This window comes from Microbulbifer maximicatervae (SeqCode), from assembly GCF_052467385.1.
In genome coordinates this window covers 2,492,093-2,504,362 of record NZ_CP174311.1, presented here as the reverse complement: position 1 = coordinate 2,504,362, position 12,270 = coordinate 2,492,093, and the positions used below count along the sequence as shown (strand labels likewise).

General features: G+C 46.1%; 10 protein-coding genes. 5 read left to right on the top strand and 5 right to left on the bottom strand.

Annotated elements, in window-relative coordinates; genetic code table 11:
- Positions 1 to 124: 124 nt before the first annotated feature.
- A complete protein-coding gene (locus tag ACJJIR_RS10575; protein WP_444908341.1) occupies positions 125 to 889 on the bottom strand; it encodes a transposase in 765 nt (254 codons plus the stop codon).
- Between the two features lie 509 nt (positions 890 to 1,398).
- Between ACJJIR_RS10575 and ACJJIR_RS10570 the strand changes: the two genes are divergently transcribed.
- Together ACJJIR_RS10570 and ACJJIR_RS10565 are read left to right on the top strand one after the other, a co-directional pair.
- Positions 1,399 to 2,538 (top strand): glycoside hydrolase family protein, encoded by a 1,140-nt coding sequence (locus ACJJIR_RS10570; protein ID WP_444908340.1) that lies wholly within the window; start codon positions 1,399 to 1,401, stop codon positions 2,536 to 2,538.
- On the top strand, positions 2,465 to 3,208 hold the full coding sequence (locus ACJJIR_RS10565) for an FG-GAP repeat domain-containing protein (RefSeq protein ID WP_444908339.1): 744 nt from the start codon (positions 2,465 to 2,467) through the stop codon (positions 3,206 to 3,208). Before ACJJIR_RS10570 ends, ACJJIR_RS10565 begins: the two co-directional genes overlap by 74 nt.
- Before the next feature lie 755 nt (positions 3,209 to 3,963).
- On the opposite strand, the gene ACJJIR_RS10560 is transcribed toward ACJJIR_RS10565, so the two are convergent.
- Positions 3,964 to 4,713, bottom strand: coding sequence for a flavodoxin family protein (locus ACJJIR_RS10560; protein WP_444908338.1), 750 nt, complete (start codon positions 4,711 to 4,713; stop codon positions 3,964 to 3,966).
- A 208-nt stretch (positions 4,714 to 4,921) separates the two neighbouring features.
- Between ACJJIR_RS10560 and ACJJIR_RS10555 the strand changes: the two genes are divergently transcribed.
- On the top strand, positions 4,922 to 5,512 hold the full coding sequence (locus ACJJIR_RS10555; RefSeq protein ID WP_444908337.1) for a hypothetical protein: 591 nt from the start codon (positions 4,922 to 4,924) through the stop codon (positions 5,510 to 5,512).
- 237 nt (positions 5,513 to 5,749) lie between these two features.
- On the opposite strand, the gene ACJJIR_RS10550 is transcribed toward ACJJIR_RS10555, so the two are convergent.
- Positions 5,750 to 6,484, bottom strand: a complete 735-nt coding sequence (locus ACJJIR_RS10550) for a hypothetical protein (protein ID WP_444908336.1) — start codon at positions 6,482 to 6,484, stop codon at positions 5,750 to 5,752.
- A gap of 381 nt (positions 6,485 to 6,865) precedes the next feature.
- A complete protein-coding gene (locus ACJJIR_RS10545) occupies positions 6,866 to 7,876 on the bottom strand; it encodes a tyrosine-type recombinase/integrase (protein WP_444908335.1) in 1,011 nt (336 codons plus the stop codon).
- A gap of 192 nt (positions 7,877 to 8,068) precedes the next feature.
- Between ACJJIR_RS10545 and ACJJIR_RS10540 the strand changes: the two genes are divergently transcribed.
- On the top strand, positions 8,069 to 9,127 hold the full coding sequence (locus tag ACJJIR_RS10540; RefSeq protein WP_444908334.1) for a DNA-binding protein: 1,059 nt from the start codon (positions 8,069 to 8,071) through the stop codon (positions 9,125 to 9,127).
- A gap of 264 nt (positions 9,128 to 9,391) precedes the next feature.
- The gene (locus ACJJIR_RS10535; protein ID WP_444908333.1) at positions 9,392 to 11,086 is read left to right on the top strand and encodes a BCCT family transporter; all 1,695 of its coding nucleotides are present in this window, start codon (positions 9,392 to 9,394) and stop codon (positions 11,084 to 11,086) included.
- Positions 11,087 to 11,118: 32 nt separating this feature from the next.
- Here ACJJIR_RS10535 and ACJJIR_RS10530 read toward each other — a convergent pair whose 3' ends face one another.
- Positions 11,119 to 12,090: a M15 family metallopeptidase gene (locus ACJJIR_RS10530; protein WP_444908332.1), complete on the bottom strand. Its 972-nt coding sequence runs from the start codon at positions 12,088 to 12,090 to the stop codon at positions 11,119 to 11,121.
- Between the last annotated feature and the right edge of the window lie 180 nt (positions 12,091 to 12,270).

The following is a 12,270-nucleotide window of genomic DNA, read 5'->3' as shown; positions in this document are numbered from 1 at the left end:
ACAGCTTGTTCTTTTTATTTGAGGGAGTGGGAGCGATGAAACCTTGAGGAGTTAAGGTTGAAGCTCGAAAGTGGTGCTTGTAGATAGAAAGTGGGAGTAGCGGTATCGAGAGATTGGATAGGAATTAGCAGGAAGCTGAAGAGAGGAAGCGTTGACAGTCGCCTATACCGTGTACCCAGCGCTTGTTGAGCCGGATACAGGCCAGTCGTACAGTCTCTACTGAACCTACCAAGCCCTTAAAACGACTTTCAAAGTTTCGGTTGAGGTAAAGCCAGTGTTTGGGAGCGATACCTAATCGTTTCAGAATGGGTGGCGTTTCTTTGGCAATCAGGCCCCGTTTTCTGGGGTCCAAATGCCGACCGCTCCAGTCCACCAGTTCCAAATAGTGATCTAGCTGAAAAGGTAGGCCTTTAGGCATGTTTAGGCGCTCACCACCTACCAGCGGCAGCAAGCTTTTGGGTTGTTCACCGGAGATTGCTGCACGAATACGCTGTTGAATTGATGTGTAATCAGAATCTTCAGGAGTCTTGGCAATATTGGCGCGGATGGGGTTGAGGTCGACGTAGACCATGCAGGCGGCCAGGGCTCTTTCATCTAGTAAAGCTTGGGATTTGAAGCGCCCCTCCCAGAAGCGGCCGGTGCAATTGACTTCTGCATTAGCCTGACGAGCAATAGATTCATTTGAGCAGCGCATAAACCAGCTGATATCCATCAATCGTTCTCGCCACAGAGCAATAAGCTCTTTGAGTTTTCCCCTCTCACCGTGATCAAGGGTATGACCTTGAACGTAGCGTTGAGCCAGCTTGGAAGTATTAAAAAGTTCTTGCCAGCGATGAATGACTTCAACATCGGACCAAGTTTTCGCTGTGTGTACGTCAATATAGAGCACAATATGGTAGTGATTAGTGATTAGTGATTAGTGATTAGTGATTAGTGATTAGTGATTAGTGATTAGTGATTACGGCATAGGCTGCGATCTTAAGGGCAAAGGTGCTAGCCTGTTTGTGCATTCTGGCCTCAATCCGCGAGCGGCGATACCAAGGTCATTATCTAACTCTGAAGTTAAAACTTACAAAAACTTCTTGCAAGCACCGAGGGTGTTGTGTCCAGAACTTTGAGAGCCGAAAATTCCAGAGCGTAATAGAAAGAAAATGCTGGCAGAGGCTTATGCTGTATCCCCTGATTTTGTTGAGCTGACTGTTTCTTACCAGTCTTTAAATAGATTTTAAAAATTTTGATTGAGATAGAGCTGGTGTTTTTATGAAATACAAATAAATTTCAAGTGCGCAGTGTTAGTTTTCTGAGAGCTTTTAATAAAAGGCATATTGGATGAGTCTGGTTGATAGTTAGTGCTTTTAACTTTTCTCCCGTTTAATATTTTATTGTTAAGGATAGGTAATGTTTGAAGGAAAATTGAGTGCCCTGTTTAGGGTGAGTAGCTTAATGTTATTTTTAGCTGGAGTTGTCTCTCCTGCTTTTGCAATTTATGAGGATTCTATTCAATTTAGCCAGAGTGGTGTAATAGATGATAATGACACCTACCTCTATGCACCAATGGTAATGTTTGATGAGGTGGAAGGTAAGTATAAACTTTGGGCATGTGGTGGTGTTGCTGGCGATCATATTATCTACAAAGAGTCGCCTAGGCTTGAAAGGTTGAAGGATGTGGGGTGGTACTCTGCTTTTAAGCCTTCAGGTTTGGAAGATAAATTTGATGGAGAGCATACTTGCGACCCTAGCGTTTTACGCGAAGGAAATAATATTTACCTTTACTATGGTGGTCAGCCACTTGATAGTAAAGTTGCAAAGATTGGCGTAGCCGTATCGTATAATGGTGGAAGGGACTTTTATCGTCTCCATGGTGGGGTTCCTGTTCTAGAGCCGAGATTACCATGGGAGGGTGGTTATGGCGTGGGGCAACCTTCAGTTGTTAAAAATCCATTGGATGGTTGGTATTATATGATTTATACCAATCAAAATGGTGCAATTAAAACCCTTGAGGTTATAAAGTCAAGCACTCCAGAATTCACTCCCTCTACTATTGAACATGTCACCACTATAGACCCGACAATACCTTCCAGCTGGAGTGTTGATTTGGTATGGAATCCATCTAGAAATCACTTTGTGATTGTTGGGAATAATTCCAGTGGTGAAGATGTTAATAAGTTGCGTGTGAAATTAACTCATTACGACCGTTATTGGAATTACGTAGGCAATACTGTATTTGAGAAGAATATTGGTTGGCGATTTGGTGAAGGAGTTGGGGTCCTCACAGATTCTCAAAAAAAACTAGGTGGTTATTTTTCAGGCGGCACGCATAGTTTAGTCTTTATGGCTGCCACATGGGATGATAGTGGTGCAAAGTGTAAGTTTGCCTGTTCTATCGAAGGTCCAGTAATGTATGCTCAATTCACCGAAGGGCAGGGCGGAGTTTTTAAAAATTGGTTGCTTGATGGTTATGATATTGCACTTTTTAATCCGAATGGTATGTCCAATATATATCAGACGAGGGAGTGCCGAAGGGGTATTTTTAGATGAGACTGCATTTTTATTGCCTTATTCCTATTCTGCACAGGATGCAGTAGGTGGGGACTTTGATGGGGATGGTATATTTGATTTCGCTGTATACAATGGTTTGAAGGTTACAGTTTGGTTTGGGAAAGGCGGGGGAGCCTTTGGTGGTTCGGTAGAATTTGATTGGTATGCAAACTTAATTCCAGGCTTGGGCCAACTGCTCTCTGGTGACTATGACGGGGATGGGAAGGATGAGCTTGGTTTGTATAGCCCGTCCGGAGATGGTTGTTTTTATTTTAGAAGCTATAGGTTAGCTTCCTTTAGCAGCGAGTATAGGCACTGTTGGAGTAAGTCTAACTCCTCTAAGGCTATATCTGGTGACTTTAATGGCGATGGTATGTGGGACATTGGGCTTTACAACCCCAATAGGCTTGGAAATATCTATATAAAGTATGGAGACAACCAGTATCTATTTAATGGACAGACGGCTACACACTATGGCCGTTATGATAACGCGGAAGCATTTAGTGGCGACTTTAATGGCGATGGGGTAACGGACTTTGGGGTGAGAAATGCTAATGATGATGGCAAGCTTGAATACCGATTCAGTAACGGAAATGGTGCATTTACTGAGGGTAAGCAAGTATGGTATTGGTCAAAAAATGGAATTTTAGTAACTGGTAAGTACCCTTAGCAGCCCCGCCAAATAAATTGGCTTGCAAAATTTCGATTGAGATAGAATCAGTGTTTTGGTGAGAACCCCCAGTTGCTCAAGAATGGACGGGATACTCTCAGAAATTGTGCCGTGCTTTTTGGGGGCTAAATGTTGACCATTCCAATCTACTATCCATAAATAGTGATCCAGCCGAAAGGGAAGTCCTTTCGGCATATTCAGTCACTCACCGCCTAAAAAGTGGCAGTAGTTCTTCGGGTTACTCGTCTGAGATTTCTGCACGTATAAGTTGTTGATCAGACTCTTCGGGTGTTTCTGTCATAGATAGGGTTGCTATCGACAAAGATCATACAGGCGGCAGGGGCTTTTTCACTATTAAAGCTACCTACGCAATTTCTTCTCTATTGATTTGATAGGCGATCGGCTTGTTTAAGCCGCATATAAACCAGTCTATGTTCATAAAACGCTCACGCTAAAGGCAGGCAGTTTCGATAGTTAACCAGTTCAAAACAATCAATTTGTCAATATCTAGCAATATGTGGGTAAGCGATCCATAGAACCTAATAGGCTGTTGATATAGGTTTACTGGGGCTGCCTTCAACTGTACCCGATATTGATTGGTACAAGCTCTGGCTCAAGGGCTTTTCTCACAATCCCGCAAGGCCCACTTACAATTCTCCGCCGTAAATAGGATCACTGCTTTAGAGAATCCTTGTGCGCCTAGATATCCATAAGGGAATGCCCATGTGGCCGGCCAACAATGGGCTGGGATTCTCCTATCGATAATCAGGGTTAGAAAAGTCGGGCTTACAGCCGGCATCCCAGGCAGAGCGCTGATTGCCGTGGGCGGGAATGCCCCCAGCATCTTTTATCGTTCGCGCCATATGCATCAGGTTCCAGGTCATAAACGTGGTGTTGCGATTGGTAAAGTCGTTTTGTGGGCCACCGGAACCGGGGTCAAGATACGAGGGGCCGGGGCCAGCTTCTCCCACCCATGCCGCATCTGCCTGGGGAGGGATAACATAGCCAAGGTGTTGCAGAGAGTAGAGAATATTCATGGCGCAGTGCTTTGCGCCATCTTCATTGCCGGTGATAAGGCAACCTCCCACCCGGCCGTAGTATGCGTACTGGCCTTTAGAGTTCAGGTCTGCTGAATTCGCATAGAGCCTTTCTATGGTCTGGGTACAAATAGAGGATTTCTCTCCCAACCAGATCGGCGTGGTAATAACCAGGATATCTGCGTCTTCAACCCGGCGATAGAGCAGTGGCCACTCATCAGTGTCCCAGCCATGCTCCGTCATATCCGGGTAAACACCAAAAGCGATGTCGTGATCAACGGGGCGTAAAACCTCTACTGAGACTTTGTTGCGCTCCATGATTTCCCTGGATATGCGAATTAGACCGTCTGTATGGGAGAGTTCAGGCGTAGGCTTTAGAGTGCAGTTGAGGAATAGCGCCTTGAGGTCGGAGAAGTCCGACTTGCTAGACTTGCAGTCTTCAATTTGCTTCTGATTTAGCTTCGTCATTTAAGGCCTCCTTGCCACAATTTAGATAATAGCCCGAGTTCTAATCCCGTGATTTCAAAGAGGATCGTTTTGACTTATTCGCCCGAGGTCAACTTGAGGACTATAGATCCTTAGAGCTCGTTACTTTTGGCGTGAATCAGCTTGCTCAGAGATTAACTAACCATAAAGCTGCACCTATATTTGACTGATAACCACCTTGGAAGTCTCCATGAAAATAAAAAATCACCTATTACTTTTGCTCGTATCAGGACTTATGACTCTTGTGAACATGCATGCCAATGCTCAGCCGGAAGCCAAAGATTCCCTGGAGGGGGTGTGGTGTGCGGTTGAAGGAGAGTCGTTTATTTTCTATGAGCACAGCCCGGACGCCTTTACTTTGGAGAAGGGGCAAATTTGCCGGACCTTTAAGGTTCTCAAGCAAACAGGTGTAGGCGGTGGCGGCCGTTATCTTGAGGTAACGAAGAAACCGAATGTTAAACACCAGCTGACTGCGGTTGAAGAGACGGTGAATGAGGCCACTATTGCCAAGGATATCGGTATCTTTGCCTACATGAAGAGTGGCAATAGAATCCAGTTGGTAGCTGTTGATGTTTCCGATGAGAGCGTTACAAATTTGACCTTAGATGGCAGTGGCACCATGCGCGGCTTTATTGAAGAGGTTACAGCTGATCATTCTGCCGGGCAGGGTCATGAAGCTCACGTTGGGGTTCTGTTCTTTCGGAGGTCATCCTCATCGATACCCGAGACCTTTGATCAGGATTGGGAATCAATTTTCAATGAAACCCATACCAAGCAGTAGGGATACAGGCATTAGATCATCCATCGTGATAGATCTCTCATGTACTGCTTGAGGCTCAAGTTTTTGTGAGTTCGACTCTGCCTAACAACCTGGCAACAATGATTGTACGGCACTCAATTTGACCATTGCACAGGTAGAGGGGCAGTATCATGTGCTCTATTCAGGCTAAACTGACAGAAAATGTACTTTTGGCTACTCGCAATTCAAACAATCTGAGCAGATTAAACTCTATTTTACTTAAACAGTTGATTTGGAGGTTTCTGGTGAGCTCATTTTTAATAAGAAAAACCCCATCAATAGAAAGTAAATTGCTGTAACAATGACATTGAGCAACCCTGAGACTAAGCTCAATACAGCAGGTAAATCAAAGAACCTGTTATATGGGAGGATCATCATAATAGGGATAAGCCATTTGGTATATTTTAACTCTACTTTGTAACAGGAGATTGCGAATAGACATACAAATATACCGTTAAAAGTCACCGTATTTACGAACGTATCCAATAATTCTTGAGCTACATAAATTCCGAAAGCTGACGTTTCTAATGAGATCGTCCTGATATTATCGCCTAGTGCCAAGGAGCTTGTATAATCATTAGCTATTGGTATAAGTGCTAATCCCAAGAGCTGGGCAATATTGATAATAGCTACGGAGACCAGGGTGAATGAAATCAATGCCGCTGAAGCAACTTTACTATTCTCCCAAAATAGGACTGCAATAAATACAAACGAAAGGGCATAACAGGTCCTTAATGCGAGTAAAATCAATTTCAGGATAATAAATTCATTTGGGGTTTGGCCAAGCGCGATCAAAAAATCGCCCATTTGAATTGTAGAGCTGGGCTTAAAGAACTGTATATTGTTTGGTAGTAAAATAATGAACCCAACAAACAATATGAACTGAATAAAAAATAGATAGCCTGAAACTTTCGCTAAGTCATTACTGTTGAACCTTAGTTTTTTTAGCTTCATCTATTTTTATTCCATAATCAGACAACTGATAGATCGATTAATATCAATCCTTACTAGCTTAGACAACGCTTGATATGTATATAATTGTAAATAAGTATTAATTAAGTGTTGGATAATGCTTGAGCTTGACTTTTCGCTTGCCCAGTTGAATCAATTAACCATGCATAGGGCCCCGTATCTTTTAATTTGCTCGCTTTTCAAGCCTCTTGGCACCGCCTTAGCGAGATATAAGAGCCGCCAATGGAATTTGAATCCAGTCTAGGTGGCGATGTAATATTCATGCCAAGAAGTAGAGGTTTGAGTATTTGCAACCTTCAAGTGCTTTAACTATTGCATTTATTTTAGGGTAAAGACCTATTGCTAATAGTGCATAAGTCATTACTAATCGATCAGTTCCGACATCTTCTTCATCAAGATAGCTGAGGCATTGTCGGTAAACTGTTGCCCCTCCTCAATATACTCCCAGACAGTGGCATCACTCTTCCAGCCACCTTGCTTCTTGATCAGCTCAAAGCCAACTTTTTCTCGCGCAGCGGAAGTAGACAGGCCTCGGCGAAAGCTGTGGCTGCTGAGTTCGGCAACAAAATCAAAACCGCAGGCCTCCCCGAGATTTTTCAGTAGATCGTTGATAGCTGTGGGGTTTAACTGTCGACTTTGCACCGTATCCCAGCGATTGACTGACCGAAATGCTGGTCCAGTTCTAATGCCACTAACGTCTAGCCAAGACTTAAGTGCTCGTGCGGGGCAGATTTCAAGGGTGCCGTAGGGAAGGGCGCGCATCATTCCCTGACCACTTTGATCCGTTTTTGATTTGGGGAGGCGAATGATCAAGCCTTCCTCCTCCCATATCAGGTCTTCAACCTGGATCGCTACTAACTCACTGCGCCGAAAGGCGCCAAAGAAACCTACCAGCACCAATGCTAAGTCACGGGCCTTCTTCTTGGAGTCAGGCTGAGAGCGCAACTGTCGGGTGAAGGCTGCAATGTGTTCGAGGCTCAGCGCCTTGGCTTTTTGCTTGGGCTTTCCGTGGGTGCGGCGAATACCGCGCATGGTTTTCTGTACTAGCGGCTCAGCGACTGGGTTGGCAATGCCTTGATAAAGGTGCCACTGGCCTATAGCGGTTAAGTGCAAATCCAGGGTGCGTGGGTTCAATTGCTTGGCCCGACTCAATAAATAGCTAACCAGTGAATGGCTATCGGTGGGGAGTCGGCCTCCCCATTTCTCGAACTGGCGAATGGCAGACCGATAGGCTTTGCGAGTGCTGTCTGAAGTTGCTGCTTTCAGGTACTTCTGGATGTCATCCTCAGCCAGAAGTGCTCCAGCCCCAGTAGATGTACTGCTGAGCGGGGATTGAGGTTGGGTTTTGGTTGAGGCTAGAGGCTGTTTTCTCATGAATTCTGTGTCACCCGGAAACCACTATTTGTACTGAGGGTACGTTAAATGGGGGTTTCCTTACTTTTATAACCTTCGATAAGAATCATTATCGAAGGTTAGTTAGGTTAATTCAAGAATTGGTTTATTTTTTAATATTATGTATTATTACGTAATACGTAATTTGGTACAAAATAATCTGAGGAATGATTAATGGCGCGCACAGGGGTCACCTATCTGGACATTTTTGAAGCAGCAAAAGCGATTAAGGCCCGGGGCGAGGAGCCGACAGTTGATAGAGTGCGCGCTCATCTGGGGACTGGGAGTAAAAGTACAATTGCGCCGCTTCTAAAGCGGTGGAAAAGCGAGAGTTCCAGCAGCACTGATGTCAGCGGCTTGCCTAAAGATTTGGTGGAGGCACTGAAAGGGCTTCATCAGCGTATCCAGGGCGATGCGGACCAAAGAGTGGAGCAGGTTCAGCAGGAATTTGAAGCTAAAGAGCTGGAGATAACAGAGAGACTAAATGAAGCTCAAGAGACCAGTAGCAAGCAAACCGCATTGATTCGCGAGCTGGAGCAGAAGCTTTCAGCTTCTGAAGGTGAGAAGCGCCGCCTCAAAGTTACCCTGGGTGAAACTCAGTCAGAACTGGAAAAAAGTGAGTTTCAATTGGAGCAGGCCTCGGTTCGAGCTGAGGAGCAGAAGGCCTCAATTGAAGAGATGAAGCAGGAGAATCGCGATGTGCGCGAACACTTTGAGCACTTCCAGCAACGAACAGCTACAGACCGGCAGCACGAGCGAGATCAGTTTCGATCTTCCAGTGAGCAACTTAAGGGGCAGGTGGCTTCACTGGCGGAGCAACTCGGGCTGGCGGAACAGAAGCTTTCTGAGCAGGGCCTTCTGTATAAGCAGGGGCAGGCATTAATCACTGAACTCAACCGGGAAAAGCAGGAGTTGCGTGAAAATATAGGCGCCGCTCAAACCAAAGCAGCAAACTATAAGCGGCAGGCTGAAGAGCAGGCGGCAAGCGCTGAACTCCAATCTTCTGAAATTACACGACTACAGGATGAGGTTGCCCGCCTCCAGAGCAGCGGTGTAGGACAAGCGAAAGAGATTCAGCTTCAGCAAGTATCTCTGGAAAGGCTGGATGCTGAACTGGGTGCTACAAAAGACCGGATAGAGACCTTGTCAGACGAGAATCGTATCCTTCTACAGGAGAAGGCAATGCTGCAAGGGCAGTTTGCCCAACTGGAAAAATCTTTGGGTAAGCAGTAGTTCAGAACCCGGCAGGTTGGGGTCGTCGTCAGTTGATAGCCCCAGTTCAATTGGTTGTCGCATCTAAACAGATGTGACAACTGTCAAATTGAAATACTTTGACTAGCTGGTACTATTAAAGATAAGTAAGAGCAAATTTAGCTGTAGTTGATCTACCTATCCTTATATAAGTCCTACTCACTAACACCGCATAATAAAGTTCCTTATATAAAGTCCCCCTTGCTTTTATTTGCCGCGGTTCATAAGGCATTTGGGAGGCAAGTGTTGTCCAATCATTTCAGAGAAATCATCGATAAACCCACGTTTTTTGGTTCGCTGGCGCTGTTGTTGGCAGTGACAATCCCACTGGTGCTGTTCCCCGAAGTTGGTGCCGCCTGGGTTTTAGCCGCTAAAGGTTTCGTCACTGACAAGCTGGGGGTTTTCTATCTGGCACTGGGTGTCGGGGCAATTCTCTTTATGGTCTATATCGTGTTTAGTGATATCGGCCAGATCAAGCTGGGAACACCTGAAGAAAACCCTGAGTTCTCCACCATATCCTGGGCATCAATGCTGTTTTGTGCCGGCATCGGTGCATCGATTCTCTATTGGTCTATGGTCGAGTGGATCTACTATTACCAAACCCCACCTTTCCAGGTTGAAGGAGGCACCCCCGAAGCTGCGCGCTGGGCAGTTGCCTACGGTATTTTTCACTGGGGCCCGCTGGCGTGGTCCATCTACCTGATTCCCGCTTTGCCGATCGCTTACTTCTACTACGTTCGAAACCATAGCGTGCTGAAAATTAGTGAGGCGCTGATGCCCGTTTTGGGGGAGCAGCGCGCCCAGGGCGGACTCGGCAAGCTGATCGACGTGCTGTTTATCTTTGGTATGTTGGGCGGCGGTGCTACGACCTTGGGAATTGCTGCGCCGCTGATCACTCAGGGGGCTCATGAACTCTTGGGCGTGCCCACCGGGCTGGGAACCCAGGTTGTAGTGCTGATGATATGCACGGCAATCTTCGGCTATAGCGCTTTTGTTGGGCTTAAGAAGGGTATCCGCGCACTTTCCAACCTGAATATGTGGCTGTCTATTGTACTGCTTCTGTTTGTTTTCCTGGTTGGCCCCACCTTATTTATGTTGAACACCGGCTTGGATGCCCTGGGTCGTGTCTTGGATAACATCTTCCATATGGCCGCCTGGACTGAGCCATTTGCAGAGTTTGAGCAGTTCCCGGATACCCATTTTCCCCAAGACTGGACCATCTTCTATTGGGCGTGGTGGTTGGTTTTCGCTCCCAGTGTCGGCTTGTTTATTGCGCGTATCTCACGGGGGAGGACCATTAAGACCATGGTGGTTGGCTCCATTTTTTATGGCACCTTAGGCTGTTTCCTGTTTTTTATGGTGCTGGGGAATTACGGCGTCTACTTACAGTTTTCCGGTGAGCTGGATGTGGTGGGGATGCTAAATGAGCAGGGCGCAACCGCTGCAATTTTTGCCACACTCAAGACACTTCCCGGCAGTAAACTGGTGATTCTGGTATATACGGTGCTCGCCCTCATCTTTACTGCAACTACATTCGATTCCATCTCATACATTCTTGCCGCTGTTGTGCAGAAAGAGGTCGATGAAGAGCCAGCTAGATGGAACCGCCTGTTCTGGGCATTTGCGCTTTCACTGATGCCGATAACGCTGCTGTTTTTGGGCGGCCTGGATACGCTGCAAACTGCCAGCGTGATTGGTGGAGTGCCGCTTTTGGTTGTCGCATTGTTGCTGTGCATATCGATTGTGAAAGCTGCTCACTATGACTTGCGCTACCAGCCGAGCTACGAAGAGAAGGAAATCTATATTGAAGAGTTCCCAGAGGATGATCCCTGGACGGAAGAGGGCAACTGGGACGTTCCAACCCAATCGGAACACGGTGTCTCCCACGATGACAAGCCCCATATAGAGGGCGATCCGGGAAGCCATCCCTCTCGACTATAACAGTTGGTTCGGCAGGAGGAGGGCAACCGTGCTCACTCCTGCTCACTATCAAATTCTGATACGGTCTTCTCGACACAATGTTTCCTGAGTTGAGCAGCACTTTTTATAGTGTTGTTCTCTTCAAAACAATGATTCAACTGCTGGGTATATCGGTCAAATAGTTGTTTTGCACTCTCCTTTGGCAAAGTTACAAGGCGGTTAATGAACTGACGGGAGCCAACCTGGAAGTGCATATAATCAATCGGGACATTCCAGTCTCCACCCCAGACAGCGAAGCCATGCCTGGCAAAGATAGTGGTTACATCTTCAGACATTCCCATACGGCTTGGCTTTCCCGGGCGAAACTTTGCCCGGTTTAAATATCCTTCTGTTGCATCCTTAGGGATTACTTTGGCTCGGGTGTGTTTATCAATATACAGGTAGGGATTTTGTAGGGGGTTAATATCAATAGCAACACCATAAGAGTGCTCAGACCATCTGCTTCCGCCAGTAATAGGCCGGGAATCAAAAGCCAGCGTGTTGTTTCGATCATCTGCCATTCGCTCTTGCAGAGTAAAATATTCGACAGGAATGGCTGACTGTATTGGAAAGCGAGATCGGTAGATCTCGCCAAATAGAGACAGGACGTTCTCGGCAACGATATCAAGTACAACAACAGCGCCTCTGCGGTATAGATCAGCTTCGATGCCAACATTATCCTGAGCAGGGGGATCTAAGAGAGGCGTATAGTTGAAGACGACTCTTTTCAGCCTTTCACAGCCAATAGGGGAATTGTTCCGAAGAACCTGCCGGAGCTTCATCAGCTCACAGTCTTCTTGGGAAATGTCGTAAATCCCTGTCTTTGCTTCAGGTTCAAAATCATTAACATCGATATTCCTATCCTGGTCCTTGGTGCATGCAAATAGCGCCAGGCCCGCAATGGCGGCGAAAGCCTTCTTATATATATCGCTTCTCTGTATTCCTTTGGGAAAGCCCCGTTTCAAATAGTATTTGAGTATGCACATCCTGTTCACACTTGAATTGCATTTGGCCTGTTAAATCAGTACTCAAAAGGATGCTAATCACGTCATGCCAGCGGTTGGTAAATGGCAGTGCAGTGCTCGCCTTAAAGATTGGCGTCTTTAGTTTCAGCAACTTTGTTCCGGCTGGTCAAAAAATAGCCAGACTGTAGTTAATTTAGCTCC